The sequence below is a fragment of the Verrucomicrobiia bacterium genome, from assembly GCA_035577545.1.
Lineage (GTDB): Bacteria > Verrucomicrobiota > Verrucomicrobiia > Palsa-1439 > Palsa-1439 > Palsa-1439.
Genome location: DATLVI010000026.1, coordinates 40951 through 58417, shown reverse-complemented (window position 1 = coordinate 58417; position 17467 = coordinate 40951). Strand labels below are relative to the sequence as shown.

Below are 17467 nucleotides of genomic sequence, written 5' to 3'. Positions count from 1 at the left end.
CTGAAATGCGCCCGTGATTGTGTCGAGTGCAAAAGCAGTTTATAAATGCCGCGATGCGCATCGTGGTCACGGGTCTGGTCGGGCAATACGCTTTCGGCGGCGTAGCGTGGGATTATTTGCAGTATGTCGAGGGTTTCCGCCAGTTGGGGCACGACGTCTATTATCTCGAAGACACGGAAATGTGGCCGTACGACCCGATCAAGGACACAATCTCCGCCGATGCCAGCTACAACGTTAACTATCTTCGTGGTGTCATGGAGAAACTCGGGCTAGCCGACCGCTGGATTTACCGCAGCGCGCCCGACGCGAGCTATCACGGCCAGACCGAAGCGGCCGCCAAGGAGATTTGCGCGACGGCGGATCTCTATTTGAACGTCTCCGGCTGCGGCTGGCTGCGACCCGAGTATTTGTCGATTCCGTGCAAAGTTTTTCTCGACTCCGACCCGATGTTCACCCAGGTCGCGCTTGTGCTAGGCAAGCAGGATGTGATCGATCGAATCCGCGCCCATAACAAACATTTCACGTTTGCCGAGAATATTGGCGCCACGGACTGCCGCATCCCCACGACTGGTTTCGATTGGATTCCCACACGCCAACCTATCGTGCTCGGCTGGTGGGAGCTTCCTGCGGAGCCGCCACGGGATGTGTTCACGACGGTGATGAACTGGGTCTCCTACAAAAGCTGCGAGTATAGCGGCGAAACATGGGGACAAAAGGACGTCGAATTCCTAAAGTTCGCCGATCTGCCGGGGCGAACTCCCCAGAAGTTTGAGATCGCGATGGGCATGGGTCCGGGCATGAAACGCCCAACCGCGATGCTGCAACAGAAGGGCTGGCAGATCATCGAACCCGCCGAGCATTTGCCAGATCCCTGGACGTATCGGGAGTACCTGCGCCGCTCGAAGGGCGAATGGAGCGTCGCGAAGGAGGGCTACGTCAAATCCCGTAGCGGCTGGTTCAGTTGCCGCAGTGCGTGTTACCTTGCGCTGGGCCGCCCCTGCGTATTGCAAGACACTGGTTGGAGCAACATTTATCCGACCGGCCATGGACTTTTCGCCTACCAAACCATCGACGAAGCGCTCGCGGGTGTCGAGGCGGTCAGCGCCGACTACGCTGCGCATTCTCGCGCCGCGCGTGAGTTGGCTGGACAGATGTTCGACGCACGGAACGTTCTGGCCGACCTCATCACCAGGGCGGGCGCGTGAGCCGCCCCCTCGCCATCGTTGCCGGCTATCTGGTGCGCTATCCGCTGGGTGGTCATATTCTTTCACAACTCCATTTCCTGGCAGGACTGCAGCGGCTCGGCTATGAAGTTGTGTTCGTCGAACATTATGGTTGGTCGCACTCCTGTTACGATCCGCGCACCAACGCAATGACTGACGACCCAGCGTACGGCCTCGCGCAAACGCAACGTGTTCTCGACACGCTGGGGTTGCGCCATTGGAGTTTTGTGGATGCACATGGCATTTGGCACGGTCAACCGCGCGAACAAATCCTGCAATGGTGTCGCGAGGCCGAAGTGCTGGTAAGCCTCGCGTCGGTCACCTGGTTGGAAGAGTTTCGTGAGACCCGCAACCGCATCTTCATCGATACCGACCCTGGATTTACCCAATTCGGCATGTCCCGGACGCCGACGCCATCCTGCGGCGGATTTGCCTCGCCATACGATTTCCATTGGCATTTCACGTTTGGCGAGCGCATCGGCAAACCGGATTGCCCGATTCCCAGCCACGGCCTCACGTGGCGACCGACGCGGCAACCGATCGCGCTGGAATTGCTCCCGACACGGTTCACGCCCGACGCCAAGTGGTTCACGACCGTCATGAGCTGGAGCGCACGGAAGCCAATGATATACCAGGGCGTCGAGTACGGGCAAAAGAACGTCGAGTTCCTCCGCTTCATTGACCTGCCGAAACGTCTTGGTCCGATTTTTGAGGTTGCGCTGGCTGGTCCCAACGCGCCGCGAACGGAAATCGCCTCCGCCGGTTGGCGAATCGCCGACCCGTTGCAAGTCACAGCCACGCCCCGCAGTTACTGCGAGTATATCGCCGGGTCGCGCGGCGAATTCAGCGTGGCGGTCAACCTTGAGGTGAAGTCAAAAAGCGGCTGGTTCAGCGACCGTACTGCGGCTTATCTTGCTTCGGGCAAACCCGTAATCGTACAGGACACCGGTTTCAGCGAATTCCTGCCGTGTGGCGAGGGACTCTTCGCTTTCCGAACGGCGGATGACGTCGTGGCTGCCGTCGAGGAAATCGAAAAGGATTACGAGCGCAACTGCCGGGCGGCGCGGCGGATTGCCGAAGAGTATTTCGATTCGGACAAAGTGCTGCGGGCGATGTTGCAGGCGTGCGACCTGCCGGTGCCACGCTAATCGGGTTTAACGAACTTCTTTGGTGCGTTGAGTTTGATTAATTTCAGGTCCTGGGCGCAAAGATCCAGCACGGCGGTTGCCAGCCGCACCGTGCGGCGCGTGCGCAGATGAAGGTAGCTCACCCAGAGACCGATCAGCACCAGCGGCAGGGCCGTCAACCCCCACAGCATCAACAGCGGGACTTGCGACGATGGCAAGGCCAGTGACCACCACAATCGTGAGGAGAGACACATCCCGACCACCACACCAAAGAACGACATTTTCCCGAGCAATGTCCAGCCGCCTTCGAGACGCGCTCGCAACAGACGCTTCTCGCCGCCATGGTTCTCTGACACAGTCTTCACGAGCACCTTGCTGAAACGGTCCCCGTAGATGGTCACATCAAATTCATCCCAACCGCAATCGGCGCGCGACTGCCATTGGTCGCGGTCGAGCACTTCCAGCAGCGCTTCGAGGAATGTGAAGCGCTCGATGCTCTTTTCGTTCCAATAATTGAGCGTATGCATGGAACCCAGTCCTTCCTGTTGCGCCGCCAGGGCGCGCACAGTTTCGCGCGCTGCAACCGGCGTCTCGGAGCGGCGCAACCGCCGCCCGTATCTCTGCCACCCACGCACAATCGGCTGCGAGAGATACAAGATCGCCACCAGCGGACGCGACCACCAGCGCATCTGCCACGGTGGCAACTCGACGCGCACCGCCGCGGCCGTTGCCATGGCCAGGCTCGCGAGCACCGTCAACACAGGCAACGGCCACAAGGCCGGCCAGACTGTTGCGAGCAGAAACGCGCCCACTGTAAATAAGACATGCCACTCCAGGCTTGTTAAAAGCGTCAGCAGGCCGCTGGGTTCGGGCGTGTACAACGTCTGAAAAAGCGCACTCCCAAAGGTGCCGTGATAGATCACGAATTTGCCGAAGAACCCGGCGATCTTCGACGGACTGTAAATGCGCCCGCGCCAGCGCATCCCGCCGAGGCTGTTGAAGTACTCCGGGTGCTTGCGCCGCAACAGCGACTCCGCGATACCGTAACCGCGCTGCTGCTTCAGGTAGGCCTGGATGGTGTTGCGACGGTAGTGCCAGACAAAACCCGCGTGGGAAAAGGCGATCTTGCGGCCGCGCTGGAGCAGGCGCCAGCAAATGTCCACGTCGTCGCCCGCCGCGCGAAACTGGGCATCGAACCCGTGTGTCTCCTCGAGAGCCCACCTCCAAAAGGCCATGTTACAGCCCGGGATGTGCTCCGCGTTGCGGTCGTCGAGCATCACATGCGCCGGGCCGCCCGGCGAAACCGCGACACAGCCGGCGATGGGACTGTCTTCAGGCGGCGGAAAATTGTGGCCACCGATCGCGCTGGCGTCGGTCTTGAGCAAATCCCCGACAAGATAGTACAGCCAGTCTTCATCGGCGCGACAATCACTATCGGTGAACGCGACAATTTCACCCGTGGCGGCGTGGATGCCGGCGTTGCGCGCGGCGCTCAACCCCATGTTCGGCTGGTGGATTGCGCGCACGGTCGGGTAGTGGGCCACGACGCGCGCCGTGTCGTCCGTCGAACCATCGTCCACAAGGACGATCTCGTAATTCGGGTAATTAAGGTGGGTGAGCGAATCGAGGCACGACGGCAGGGTGCGCGCACCGTTGTAGCTCGCCACCACGATACTCACCTTCGGGTATTGCGGCAGCGGGAAATGCGGGGCGCGTTTGTACCGTTCAGCCACGACGTGAAACGCTCCGCGCGGTTTTCGATCCCGCGTCGTCAGCCCGAAAAACCAATTCTCAATTTGATGGCCGCCGGTGTGCCAGTCGTCCGTGAACGCGAAGAGAAACATGCCCGCCAGGCCGGCCCGAAAGGCGATCTCGATATGGCCGCCAAGAATCTGCGCCTTGGTCTCTTCGCCTTCCCGCTGGGAGTCGACGCCAAACTCGGCCAGCAGCAGCGGTTTGTCACCCGCGATGTTCTGCAAGCGGTCAAGGTAGTTCGCAAAGGGGCGCGGTTCATGGAGATAGACGTTGAAGCTGACGAAATCGAGGCTGGCCGGTTGTAAAAACTCCGTCGTGGGAAAATTAACGAAGGTGACGAGCCGTTGCGGATCCACCTCCTTGACGATGGCGGCGAGTCCATCGATGAAGTGCGCAATGCGCTTCGCGCCGTACCAGCGGGCGATGTCCGGCGGGATTTCGTTGGCCAGTGTGAGTGCGAACACGGCGGGATGGCCCTTCAGCGCCTCCGCCGCCCGGCGCGTCGCGTCCCGCGCGAACTGGATCGTCTCGCGATCCTCCAGGAAGCAGGTATGTTTGGGCCAATAGTAATCCACAAGCACTTTCAATCCGTGCTGCTGGGCGAGGTCGAGGAACCAGTGCGGAGGCACGTGATAGACACGCAGGCAATTCGCGTTCAGTTCCTTCATCAACGCAAAATCACGTTCCGCCTGTTCGGGCTTCGGGAAGGTGCTACCGGCCTGGTCCGGCTGGAAGGGGCCGTAGGTCACGCCACGAGGATGAAACTTCTGGGAGCCGATGCGGAAGAACTTGCCCTCCGTCACCACTCGCTCCGTCGGCGCAACCACGCCAGGTGATTTCGTCCGCGCCACATCCGTCCTCGTCACCCTTTCGGGGTGCTTTACCGGCGGAGTGTCAATAAGTTGGGGAGTTGGCACTAATTCCTCGTGGTCGAGGATGCTTCCTCGACTTGGACCTTGCACCAAGCTTGTACCAAATAGCTGTCGCATCGTCAATCCGTGTCAGTCCCGTGTCTTTCAGAGACCCAATTGCCTGAAATAGACGTGTGTGCGAACAATTTATTCAGTCGTGCTCGCAGAGGGAACTTGACAATGGAACGCTAACTGTTATACTCATATATAACAGTGTATGTTTATCCGCTTGGAAAGCACTTCAGCTGTTCCAATCTATCGGCAGATTGTCGATCAGATTGGCTACCAGATTGCCAACGGCACGCTGCGAGCAGGTGATCGCCTGCCGAGCGTGCGCGAGTTGGCCAGACGGCTGCCCGTCAATCAGAACACCGTTCTCAAAGCCTACGTCCTGCTCGAAGAGGACGGCTTGATTAATCGAAAACAAGGCGATGGGACCTTCGTCGCCGACGCGCCACCAGCGGCAAAAAAAGCGGATCGACACAAGCAGGTTTCCGGGATTCTCGGCCAGGCGGCCGCGCAGGCGGTTCACTTTGAAATCTCGCGTCCCGAATTGCACCAACTCTTGGATGAAGAAATTGAGAAACTCACGAACGGAGGCCGGTCGCCATGAGCAACTCCAATGCTGACATTCGAATCGAAGGCCTGCGCAAATCCTTCGGTGGCCGTGACGTTCTGCGCGACGTGAATCTTGAAGTTCCCGCAGGTTCCATCTTCGGGTTCCTCGGCTTGAACGGCGCCGGCAAGACCACACTGATTCGTATTTTGCTGGGGCTGCTTCAACCCGATGCGGGTCGGTGCCTGATGGCGGGAATCGATCCCCTGACCCAACCCATCGAAGCGCGTCGGCGCATCGGTTACATGGCGGAAAACCAGGTGATGTATGGTTGGATGCGGGTTAACGAGTTGATCGAATGGGTCGCGCTCTTTTACCCGGCTTGGGATGCAACTCTCGCAGAAGACCTGCTCCAGCGAATGCGCCTCGATCCGAGCCAGAAAGTTGGCGCGCTTTCCAAGGGCCAAACCAGCCGCCTGGCCCTCCTGCTAGCTCTGTCGCACCGCCCGAAACTGGTCATCCTCGATGACCCGACATTGGGTTTGGATCCCATCGCCCGACGCGACCTGCTGCGTGACATGATCGGGCATCTTCAAGATCAAGGCATCACCGTCTTCTTCTCCTCACATCTCCTCTACGAAATCGAGCCCATTTGCGACCGCGTCGCGATTCTGCACGAAGGACGTATTCTCAGGTGCGCGCCAGTGGATGAACTGCGAGAGAACATCAAACGCCTTGTCTTCCAATCCTCTCAATACATTGATACGTCAAAACTCCCGGGCTTGCTCGACATACAATCCTACGACGGCCAGTTAGCGGTCACGGTTGAAGACGTTGATGCGACACGTCGCGCGCTGGGCCCAATCCATCCGCTGCGCGAAGTAGATCTGAACCTCGACGAAATCTTCGAAGCGTACGTCACTGGACGAAGAGAGGCACCCCATGCCGGCTAACGGACAAAAAATCTTTCGCGCACTGCTGCGTAAGGAATGGCAGGAGCAACGCTGGCGGTTTTTCCTTGGCGCTACCGTCTTGAGCGGCTTGCTGGCGGGTCTGTTGCGCGCGCAAATCATCCCTAACGGTGAAGCGGCCCTGTTGATTTACGGCCCCGTCGGTTTGGTTATGACCATTTTTCTGGCCATGGGCTCTGTCGCGAGTGAGCGGGCGGATCACACTTGGGAATTTCTGACGGTGCAGCCAGTTTCACGTGCCCGATTGTTGGGCACGAAATGGGCAATGGGCCTCGCCCTGCTCGCCGGGATAATAGCCATTGCGACAACAGCAGGTATGGTCGCCATGGCCAGCCGCGGTTTTCGCCGGTTGCCAGAATTCGAGTATGAAGAGATCCGCTACCGCAGTAACTTTTTTCACCTTCTGACGGGAGCGCATCCAATACAAACAATCGGCGTCTTCGCATTGGTCGCGACCATCTCGCTGGCCTGTTGGTACACCCCCTTGTTCTTTCTGCTGACGCGGGCGAAACATGAGTTCACCGCGGCGCTCGGTGGGATTTTCCTGACGATTGCGCTCCTCGTGTGGCTGATCCAGCTCTCCGCCGGAGCATCAACGGATTTCGCAGGAACCGTCTCGTTCTATCACGCGGCGCTCTCCTGCTCGGGGTTGCTCAACCCGCTCTCACCGGCGGTTCTCGGTTTCTCCGAGAATTTTGCGCCTTTCTTGCCGGTACTGCTTCTGGCGCAAGTCGGGTTGTGGATCGTTCTCCCTGTATGGCTGGTTGGCCGGAATTCCGGCCGCCTGATTCAAAAATGGATGCAAACATGAATGCCTCTTTCGCCGCAACCCAACCGCTTCCGTCGAGGTCCGCAATGAATAATCTCTCGCGGAAGGAGTATCGCGATGCGCGCGAAGTCTTGATCGGCGGGATTGCAATCTTCTGGGTTGTGCCAATCGTTCTCGAGTTGCTTTTCATCGCAATCGGCCGAGAGCGTGAAACATTTCCGTTCGTGTGGGCGTTCCTGGCCCTCGTTGGCTGGCTCTACGCCGTGGTCAGTGGCGCGCACACTGTTTGTCGCGATTGGGGCAAACCCGAAGAGCATTTCTTACTGGCGATGCCGGTTTCCGCGCGACACGTGGTTTGGGCCAAACTGAAGGCTGGGGCTGTGATCCTTTTCGTTGTGCTGCTTCTCGCGGCAGCTTGGGATTTCACTATGGATCGTTCGGACATGTTCCGGGGGACTCTCTGGCACGCAACTGATATGTTGGCAATGGTTCGGTGGGCAATTCTCTGGGGATGGATCTTTGCAGTCGGATACGTAATTGGGTTCACCACGGCGATAGTCACACGCCAAATGCTGGCCAGCACGCTCGTCGGTTGCCTCACGCTGTTGGTCTGGCTCGTCGCCCCGCTGATCTCTTCCCGGCTCCAATTCCTGCATCCAAAGTGGTGGAGTACAGTGGAGTCCGTCAAGTCTTCCACCGACAGTTCGTGGCTCGGCTTTGGCTGGCCGTTTGTCGTGCTGACGGTGCTAGGGCTGGTCACCTGCGTCGGGACGACGTTGATCGGTTGCACGCGGGAGCGCGTCATTCGGCTTGGCCACAAACAACTGGCGTGGGCGGCGGCCCTCATCGTGTTGATGTTGCTTGGCCTCGCGTTGGGAGAAGTCGGAAACTCGCTCGTCGTGCGCGACCAAAAAGAGATCTTTCACAATGAGAACTTCTGGTATCCGAGGGTATTGGTGGCTAACCAGGGCGATCAGTTTTACGCGGTGTCGGCAAGGCCCATTTCCACGCCGTCAGTATCTCCCCGGCACGGGCGCGTGCCCACAATTTGGCGCCTGCAACTTGCATCCTTTCGCCTGGATGACCGCGGCCGGATCCAAGATCTACGGCAAGCTGATCTACCCAACAAGTTGAACGAGTACGGGCGCATCGTCGGCCTTGCTATTGACGAGAATGCAGAACTGGTCCTGACAATGAGCCATACCACCAAAAGAAAGGATTCGGACAACGACTGGGATACGGGCTTGCTGCGCTTGAGGCTATCGTGGCCCAGCCACGGACCGCTACAGGTCATCAGTCGTACGACAGTTGAACCGCCACCCGATCGGTTACCCGTCGCACCCGTCAACGTCTACAACGACTGGGAAGGTAAGGTCAGCCGTTACGCCTACTTACAGGAAAGGGTATCGGGAGACGTACACGATGTCCTGCCAAAAGAACGCAAGCTCTACGTCTTCGATTGGTCTGATGGGCCAACCCCCCAGCCGCGTTACGAGATTCAGTTGCCGCCGCGGACATACGCCCAAATCTATCGCGGGGAATTGCACTTCGAATTATCCAACGCGTCCTCAAACGGGTTGCGCTCATGGACACTAGGTAGGCCGCTCGACCCTGACCACCCTGAGCTTCTCCTTGATAAACGGAATTGGGCGCACGACCCGGATGCCCTGCCGCCCACAGAGTTGTTTCTGGATAATCCCGATGAGAGATCCGCAACCAGGCGGGGCGATCTTTGGTGCGTTAGCCAACCATCGGGGCTGCGCATCATTCGGCACTCGCGTCCGCACGAATGGGAGCTGGTCGGCGAATACCGTGCGTCGCCGCTGGCCCTTTGGTTTCGCCGCTACGGAGATCACCAGCCAAGATTCCTGGACGATTCGTTTGTCCTGGAAAACGGCTTGTCGCAGCTAGCCTTGTACGATACTTCAGACCCAGCTCATCCCCGCCGCGTCGGTTTCTTCCAAACGTACGACGGAGAGGTTTATCCCACACCCCACTTCCTGCTCTTGGTGGAGGGAAACCTCCTCACAGTCCTCGATCGTCCCAAGAACTGAGGCGGTCAATGCTGCGCGGCTTTTTTGGCGGCTTCGGTGACAACTTTTTGGGCGACGTGTTGGGGAACTTGTTCGTAGTGGGAGAATTCCATCTCGAACGAGGCGCGGCCCGCCGTAATGGAGCGCAACTCGCTCGCATACTTGAACAACTCTGCCTGCGGCACCTGCGCCTTGATCGCTTGCAAGCCATCGGCGGATTCGACGGTGAGAATGTGACCGCGCCGGTGGTTGAGATCGCCGGTGATGTCGCCCATGTACTGGTCGGGTACGTAGACGGTGACGTTCATAATCGGTTCGAGCAGCGCGGGGCGGGCTTTTTGCATCGCTTCCTTGAAGGCATGCAGGCCAGCGATCTTGAAGCTGATTTCATTGGAGTCGACATCGTGGTACGAGCCGTCGTACACAATCGCGTGGACATCGACGACGGGATAGCCCGCCACGACACCCGCCTGCATTCCCTCGACACAGCCTTTTTCGACAGCCGGGATGAAGTTGCGCGGGATGGAGCCGCCAACCACTTCACTACTGAACTCAAAACCCCTGCCGCGCGCGTGCGGCTCGATCTTGACATAGGCTTCGCCGTATTGGCCGTGGCCGCCCGATTGTTTCTTGTGTTTGTAATGGCCGTCGCCATGGGAGGTAATGGTTTCCTTGTAATCAACCTTCGGCGTACTGAGATCGACATTGACGCCGAGCCGTTTCTTTAGATTGTCCACCACGACCGCAAGGTGTTGATCGCCCATGCCTGAAATGATCAACTCTTTGGTGTTCGGATTGCGTTCCATGTGGAACGTCGGGTCCTCCTCGGTCAACCGATGCAACGCCATGCTGATTTTCTCTTCATCTTTCGCCGTGTGCGGATGGACGGCGTAACTCATCACGGGCCGCGGAAACTTGATCGGCGGAAACTTCACCGGCCGGGACGGATCGCACAGCGTGTTGTTGATGTGCGTGTCCTTGAGTTTGCCCAGCGCCACAATTTCGCCGGGACCGGCCTCCGCAACGGTTGTCTGCGTCTTGCCCTGCATACTCAGCAACTGCGGGACGCGTTCTTTCGCACCCCGCGTGGCATTCAGCACATCCATATCGGCCTTCAAGGTGCCCGAGACCACGCGCAGATAGGCCAGATGCCCCGCGTACGGATCAACGGTCGCCTTGAAAACGAAGGCGCTAAACGGGGCGTTCGCCAGGGGCTCGACGCTCCCTCCATCCTCCGTGGCGACGGCGCCGCGATCCGCGGGCGACGGCAGCAACGCGGTGACGCCCTCCAGTAAATTGCGCACGCCGATTTCTTTCTCCGCGCAGCCGCAATAGATCGGTACGGTCGTGCCGCGAGCGACACCGACATGCGTCCCCTTCGTGAGCTCTTCCACTGTGAGTGCCTGGCCACCGAGAAACTCTTCGAGCAACTTGTCATCCTGTTCAGCAGCGGCTTCCTCCAGGCTTTCATGGCATTTGTGGAACTGCTCGCGCAGCTCGGCGGGCACATCTGCCTCGGGTGTCGTGCGCAGGTTCAGTACCTTCGAGAAACTCCCTTCCTGCCCGACCGGCAGTTCGAACGGGATACAGTTCTTCCCAAATGCGCTACGGATCTGTTCCACGCAACGGAAAAAGTCGCTGTTCTCCTTGTCGAGTTTGTTGACGAACACGAGGCGCGGCTTCTGCATTTCGTCCAGCATCTTCCAGATGCGGCGCGCGCCGATTTCGACGCCACCCACGCCGTCGATGACGACAATGGCCGCATCGGCGGCGCGGACTGCAGCCAGCGTGTCGCCGAAAAAGTCAGCGAAGCCCGGCGTGTCCAGCAAGGTGATCGCATGGCCCTGCCACTGGCAATGGAACGACTTGGCGTGAATGGTAATCTTGCGTTCAAGTTCGTCGGGCAAACAATCGGCGGCGCTGGTCCCGCTGGCGACGCGGCCGTGGGTGTTCACGGCCTTGGAGATGAACAGCACGGCGTCGATCAAGGAGGTTTTGCCGCTGGAGGCATGTCCGACGATGGCCACCGTGCGAATCTTCGAGGTGTCGACTGGCATTGGAGAATCTCCCGAAAACTGGTTTACCTTGTAAGACTCCGTCGGCCTGGCGCGACGCGAGGCTGATAGAGACTGTACCCGAAGGCCGGGTGAATCAAGCAAAAAGCCTTGACGGGCCGGGGTTTTTGCTCTAAACAGCGACCGAGACTTCAGGGGATATTAACAACAGAACTCTCACAACAACAGGAGGAAAGAAATGAGTAAGCATATGCTGCGGGCAGCCATGGCGTTGAGTATTGCGGCGGTCGCGCTTGCGTTCACAGTGCCGGTACGGGCTGAAGACGGAGCCACGCCACCACCAAAGCCCAAGAGACAACAGTTCACAGGGACGGTCGAATCCATCGACGCGAAGGCGGGTACTGCCGTCATCAAGAAGGGCACGGAGAGCAAGACGTTCAAAATCGGTGAAAAGACCAAGTACGCCACGGCCGACAAGAAGGACGCGGCGGTTACCGACATCAAGGTGGGTGACAAGGTCAAGGTTGCCTACACCGACGAAAGCGGCGTCGCGACGGCCCACAGGATCGGTCCACCCGACGCTCCCAAGAAGACGGAATAAAGTAGAGAAGCAAGGACTGGCTACACTTCCTTAAATCTCGATATTACGACAGGGAATCCGTTTCGGATTCCCTGTTTTTTTATGCGTTGCGCTTCAGGTACCGCGCCACGCCGTTTTCAAAGTTTTCCTGCTCCAGCATGAAGTCCCGCTCCGCTGGCGTGGGATCACCAATATTGTCCTCTTGCAGCATAAGAAGTTGGTCGCGAGTAAAAGGTGGGTTCGGCAGGATCTTCTCGAGGAACGCGGCCTGAACACGGGCGATGGGCAACGGTAAATGCATTTTCGGCTTCCGCGTACCGAGGATCATTTGCAACTTGTCGTATAATTCATTCCAGGTGAAGGCCTCGGACCCGCAGAGATCGTAGTTATGGTTGATACTTTCGTCATTCCGAATCGCCCCGACAAATGACCGGGCCACATTTTCCACGGAAATCGGCTGAACCTTCGTGTTGCCACGGCCCAGGACCGGCACAAACGGCAGGCGCTGCACGAGCTTCGCCAGCACGTTGATCGACTTGTCTTGCGGACCATATATGAACGACGGCCGGAAGATCGTCCAAGCCAGGCCGCTTTTGCGCACGCAGTCTTCCGCCGCCCACTTCGTCTGATGGTAACGGCTCCGCGCATTCTCGCGCGTCCCGAGTGCGCTCATGTGCAGGAAGCGTTTCACACCCGCTTTTTTTGCGTCGTCAATCACGTGCTTCGTCGCCTGGACGTGCGCCCGTTCAAAGGTGTTTTCCCTCCATTCGCGGATGATGCCCACCAGGTGAATCACACACTTCGCGTCTTGCATCGCACCTTCGATCGACGGCGCGTACAAGACGTTGCCGTGGAAAAGTTCGGCGCCGTAGCGCTCGGCCAGCCACGACGCGCGACGTGGGTCGCGTACGATGGCGCGAACTGGATGACCGGCGGTCCGGACCTGTTTGACAACCTCCTCGCCGACAAACCCTGTCGCCCCGGTAATAACAATCATTTCGCGATCACCTGAATTATGTTGTTCACGCTGCCTGCGCTTCGTATTCCAGCCGTCCACCAATCACTGTCTTCAGCACGGCAAAGTCATTAGAGAAAATCACAATATCCGCATCTTTGCGTGGTTCCAAGCTGCCTTTCCGCCCGCTGATTCCCAGCGCGCGCGCCGGATTCAAGCTCGCCAAACGCACCGCGTCGGCCAACGGTAAGCCGGCAAGTTCGACCATATTCTGCACCATCTGGATCATCGTCGACACGCTGCCCGCCAAAGCCGAGCCGTCCACAACCATCCCGACGCCCGCGCGTACTACAGCGCGCGTTTCACCCACCAGAAACTCGACGTCCTCCGTCAGGCCCGCGCCGGCGGTCGCGTCGGTGATCAAGCACACCTTGTCGATTCCTTTCGCCCGCACCGTTAACCGCAGCAACTCCGGGTGCACGTGTTTGCCGTCGGCGATTAATTCCACCATCACCCGTTCGTCCGCCAGGAACGTCTCCAGCGCGCCGGGCAATCGAAACGGGCCGGATTTTACCGTGCTCGACATGCAATTGAACAAATGCGTTGCATGGCACAAACCGCGCTCAACCGCCACGCTTACTTGATCGTAATTCGCCGCCGTGTGCCCGCCGCTCGGCAGAATCTCCCGCTGCAAAAGTGCGTCGATAAGCTCCAGTGCGCCGGGCAGTTCCGGCGCGAGCGTCATCTGCGTCACCAATCCCTCGCGCTCAAGCCATGGTTCATACTCCGCCGGAATTGGGTCGCGAATAAATTGCGCGGACTGTGCCCCACTGCGTTTCCGTGAAATGTAAGGTCCCTCGACGTGGGCGCCAATGATCTGTGCTCCTCCGAAATCGTGTCCCATCGCATCAGCAATCGCCTGAAGCGCACTGGCGATCTTTTCCGTGGAGTGGGTGGTGGTCGTTGGCGTCATCGCGGTCGTGCCGCCCGCGGCGTGAAACTTCGCGATCTGCGCCAGCGCTTCAACGGTGCCCTCCATCGTGTCGCGACCCAACGCGCCGTGAACGTGCATATCGACGAAACCGGGGGCCACGAACCCGTCATGGGCGTCAATGACCTGCGCGTCTCCCGGCCAAAGCACCTGCGCGGTGGGAGCGATTTGCTTGATCCGGCCGTCTTCGATGACGATGCAATGATGTTCCAGCACCTTATGTGGGCTGACCACGCGACCGTTGATGATGACCACCATGACCCGCGCAGTATGGCGAGGCCCGGTTGGCCAGACAAGTCAGAATCCTCAGACGGCCAGCGGTCTCACTTGAGAAACGTATGAATCTGGTACTTGTCACGGCTGATCTGAATTGTGACCGCGCCGCTGTCATCGCTGCGAATAAGGGCGATCTTGCGTTCCGCGAGACGGTCGCGCAGATTTGGTTCGAGATAGCGGTGGCTGTCGTTCAGGTTGACTACTTGCACCACCGCGTCCGGGTGTACGGCATCAAGGAATTCGGCGGTGCACGACGATTCGGTGCCGTGCTGGCCTTTCACGATGACCTGCGCATGCAGATCCCTGAACTCTTTCAGGAGCCGTTTCTCCACGGTCTCACCGACATCGGACATCAAGAGGATGCGCGTTGGTCCGAATTCTACCGCCAGCACGAGCGCATTGTCTTCGCTGCGGCTGGCCGCAATGCCGGGCGGCGGATTCAGCACTCGAATATGCACATCGGGCGTGGCGCTCAGGTCGTCTCCCGCTTTGACCGCGCGCAAAGGGATTTTATGCGCCTTCATCTCGTCGAGCCACTCGGGGTAGTACTTTGAGCGCGAGGCGATTCCGCTGTAGATCGCCTCGCGGATGGGGACCTCACCGGCGACAGTGTCCAATCCGGCAGCATGCGCCTTGTCACCACGGGTAAGGACGGTCGCAGCAAGTTGATTCACTCCTTGGGCACGGAGAAACGGGATTACGATGTGCGCGCCGCTCCAACCACCACCCCCGTCGACCAGCATGTCGGTACGCTCGCCGGGCGCGTCAATGAAGACGGACATACCGTCGTTCAACGACAAAACTGTGAGTTCAACTTTATCGGTGTGGCCACCGCTCAGGAACAACGCCAAACCCACGGTCGGCACCGCCAGCGCCGCAGCCAGTCCCCGTCGTGGCGCTGTTATCCGTTTACTCAACAGGAGAATGGCGAGTCCGTAATACGCCCAGACTAGCCAGAGGGGCGGGGCCTGCACAAAACAGTGACCGAAGGGCAAGCGACCGAGCCATTCAACGCCGCGGATCATGATGCTGAGGAGAAAACCGTTCGCATTGTTCAATGTCACCGTCAACCACGCCGAAACGATATGCGCCAGCGCGGCCAACAAACCCAACGCGAGAATGCATCCCAGCAAAGGGATGACCAGCAAATTAGCCGCGATGCTAACCGGCGTGAACAAATGAAAGTAGGTCGCCATCAGCGGAAGCAACCCCAACCACGCCGCGATGGAACAACTCAGCAGTTGGATGATGCGGTGCAACGCACCTGACAGCTTCGTCCGCCAGTCCGAAACGAATTGCCGCGGCAAGAATGGATCCGGCGCAACCCGCGACACCAACAACGCCTCGATGCGCGGCGTCAATGTCACAATCGCCAATACTACAGAAAACGACAGGATGAATCCGCCATCCATGAGTTGTGTGGGGGCCCAAACAAGGATTACGAGCGCTGCCGCGGCCAGACTGTTCAAGGAATCCGCGGGTCTTACCAGCATCAAACCAATCAACCATACGCAGGCCATCACCAACGCGCGCAGCGCGCCAGGATGCGCGCCCGTGGCGAACACGTAGAGAATCAACAGCGGCACGGCCGCCACCGCACACCAACGCCGTGGAATCCGGGCCAAACGCAGCGCGATCAGTACCACCGCCGTCACCAATCCGACATGCAGCCCGTTGATCGCGAAGACATGGAACACTCCTGTCCTTTGGAAGTCAGCATAAGTCTCCGTCGGAATTTCCGACCGCTTTCCCAGCACCATACCGGCCAACGCACCTGTGAGCTGCGGTTCGTTTTCAAGCCCAAGCCGCAGGACGTGTTCAAGATATTCACTCAACCGCAGCGACAGGGCGATCACGGGATTGCCCTGGTTGTGGGCTTCAACGTGGATCAGATCGACCTTCCGAATCGTAGCCGTGAAATAAATTCCCTTTCGCTCCAGCCAGGTCCGCCAGTCAAACGCGCCCGGATTCCGCATGGGCGGTGGCACGCGCAGGATGGCCGAGAACGTGATGCGATCGCCGTAGCGCAGAGGTTCTGCGTCTCGCGTTTCGCTGACGAACACAAGGATGCGACCGATAGCTGGCTGCCACTGGCCATAGTGTTCCACAGCGGTCAGTTCGAGCTCGAAGCGCTCCCGCTCGGCGTCGTCTTCATTCAGGGGCACGGCGCGATAACCCGTATCGCTGACGATGATGCCTTGCAACTGGACATTCTGATCACGTTGTTCGAGCAAACGCGTGATGTCGTTGGGTGAGGAAATTGTCGCGGCCTCGCGGTAAGCGCAGGCCCCGGCCATGAGAACTGCCCCCAACAGTACCGCAAGACTGAAGCGCGTTCGCTGCAGGAACAAAAAAGCGGCGAGGAATGCCGCCGCCACAGCGAACAATATCACCGATGGCCAGGCCACCAGCGATCCGACCCATATCCCCGCGGCATACGCGACCACGAGGCCGGTAAGCGGTCGTTTCATATTCTCAACACGGAGTAAGACCTAATTTTTCGCGCGCCACGAATGGCACTCGTGATAAATCGTTTTGCCCGAGCGATGGATTCCGGCAAAGTCCAACCGAGGGCAAGATTCGCCGTGATAGCGGCTGAGAAGGCACAGCCCGTGCCGTGGCTCGTGATATTCGCCACTCTTGTCGCGCGGTATTCATGGAAGCGTTTGCCGTCGAAGAGCACATCGACCGCCTGTTTCCCGTCGTGCAGGTGCCCTCCTTTCACGAGAAACGGCACGCCAAATTTCTCCGCCAACAAACGCGCCGTCGCGCGCAGTTCGCCGACCGTGCGAATGGACTTTTTCGCCAGCACCTCGGCTTCCGCGAGATTGGGAGTTACGACCGCAGCGCGTGGGAATAGTTTCGTTACCAGCGCCGTGATCGCATCATCCTTGAGCAATCGTGCACCGCTGCCCGCCACCATCACGGGGTCGACAACAACTTTGTGGAATTTGTGGCGTGCAAAACCATGCGTGACGGCCTGGATAATCGCTGCGTCATATAACATTCCGGTCTTCGCCGCGCCGATGGGGAATGCTTCGAAGACGCGATCCATCTGCTCGGTAACAAGGCCTGGTGTGAGAGCCCGCACTGTGCTGACACGATCGGGATTCTGCGCGGTGATGCAGGTGATTGCGCTGGTGCCGAAGACGCCATGCGCCTGGAAGGTTTTCAGGTCAGCTTGAATACCGGCGCCCCCACCGCTGTCCGATCCAGCGACGGTGAGAGCGATTGCGATTATGCTTCTCCGGTTCACCCAGCCACCGGCTTGGATTCTACTGTCTGGGGTGGGAATTGCAACACAG

The 17467-nt window shown here is 58.9% G+C and carries 13 protein-coding genes; 7 read left to right on the top strand and 6 right to left on the bottom strand.

Annotated features, from left to right (window positions below; genetic code table 11):
* Positions 1-26: 26 nt before the first annotated feature.
* Positions 27-1205: a glycosyltransferase family 1 protein gene (locus tag VNL17_09090; protein ID HXI84231.1), complete on the top strand. Its 1179-nt coding sequence runs from the start codon at positions 27-29 to the stop codon at positions 1203-1205.
* A complete protein-coding gene (locus VNL17_09085) occupies positions 1202-2371 on the top strand; it encodes a glycosyltransferase (GenBank protein HXI84230.1) in 1170 nt (389 codons plus the stop codon). The genes VNL17_09090 and VNL17_09085 overlap by 4 nt, the downstream gene beginning before the upstream one ends.
* Here the strand turns inward: VNL17_09085 and VNL17_09080 are convergent.
* Positions 2368-4971, bottom strand: coding sequence for a glycosyltransferase (locus VNL17_09080; protein ID HXI84229.1), 2604 nt, complete (start codon positions 4969-4971; stop codon positions 2368-2370). The genes VNL17_09085 and VNL17_09080 overlap by 4 nt on opposite strands.
* A gap of 262 nt (positions 4972-5233) precedes the next feature.
* On the opposite strand from VNL17_09080, the gene VNL17_09075 reads away from it, so the two are divergent.
* From VNL17_09075 to VNL17_09060, 4 genes are read left to right on the top strand one after another with little or no spacing between them, the layout of a single operon-like run.
* Positions 5234-5629 (top strand): GntR family transcriptional regulator, encoded by a 396-nt coding sequence (locus VNL17_09075; GenBank protein HXI84228.1) that lies wholly within the window; start codon positions 5234-5236, stop codon positions 5627-5629.
* Positions 5626-6525 (top strand): ABC transporter ATP-binding protein, encoded by a 900-nt coding sequence (locus VNL17_09070; GenBank protein HXI84227.1) that lies wholly within the window; start codon positions 5626-5628, stop codon positions 6523-6525. The genes VNL17_09075 and VNL17_09070 overlap by 4 nt, the downstream gene beginning before the upstream one ends.
* Positions 6515-7354, top strand: a complete 840-nt coding sequence (locus VNL17_09065) for a hypothetical protein (protein HXI84226.1) — start codon at positions 6515-6517, stop codon at positions 7352-7354. Before VNL17_09070 ends, VNL17_09065 begins: the two co-directional genes overlap by 11 nt.
* A gap of 44 nt (positions 7355-7398) precedes the next feature.
* A complete protein-coding gene (locus VNL17_09060; protein ID HXI84225.1) occupies positions 7399-9366 on the top strand; it encodes a hypothetical protein in 1968 nt (655 codons plus the stop codon).
* 5 nt (positions 9367-9371) lie between these two features.
* On the opposite strand, the gene fusA is transcribed toward VNL17_09060, so the two are convergent.
* Positions 9372-11402: an elongation factor G gene (gene fusA / locus VNL17_09055; protein ID HXI84224.1), complete on the bottom strand. Its 2031-nt coding sequence runs from the start codon at positions 11400-11402 to the stop codon at positions 9372-9374.
* A gap of 196 nt (positions 11403-11598) precedes the next feature.
* Between fusA and VNL17_09050 the strand changes: the two genes are divergently transcribed.
* Positions 11599-11961 carry a DUF5666 domain-containing protein gene (locus VNL17_09050; protein ID HXI84223.1) on the top strand — a complete coding sequence of 121 codons (363 nt, stop codon included), beginning with the start codon at positions 11599-11601 and terminating at the stop codon, positions 11959-11961.
* Between the two features lie 79 nt (positions 11962-12040).
* Here the strand turns inward: VNL17_09050 and VNL17_09045 are convergent, their stop codons facing one another.
* The 4 genes from VNL17_09045 to thiD all read right to left on the bottom strand — a co-directional run bounded on the left by VNL17_09045 (position 12041) and on the right by thiD (position 17418).
* Positions 12041-12937 (bottom strand): complex I NDUFA9 subunit family protein, encoded by an 897-nt coding sequence (locus VNL17_09045; protein HXI84222.1) that lies wholly within the window; start codon positions 12935-12937, stop codon positions 12041-12043.
* A gap of 25 nt (positions 12938-12962) precedes the next feature.
* Positions 12963-14144 (bottom strand): N-acetylglucosamine-6-phosphate deacetylase, encoded by a 1182-nt coding sequence (gene nagA, locus VNL17_09040; protein ID HXI84221.1) that lies wholly within the window; start codon positions 14142-14144, stop codon positions 12963-12965.
* 65 nt (positions 14145-14209) lie between these two features.
* Entirely contained in the window at positions 14210-16633 is a 2424-nt protein-coding gene (locus VNL17_09035) for a DNA internalization-related competence protein ComEC/Rec2 (protein ID HXI84220.1), read from the bottom strand.
* Positions 16630-17418, bottom strand: coding sequence for a bifunctional hydroxymethylpyrimidine kinase/phosphomethylpyrimidine kinase (thiD, locus tag VNL17_09030; protein ID HXI84219.1), 789 nt, complete (start codon positions 17416-17418; stop codon positions 16630-16632). Before thiD ends, VNL17_09035 begins: the two co-directional genes overlap by 4 nt.
* Positions 17419-17467 lie beyond the last annotated feature (49 nt).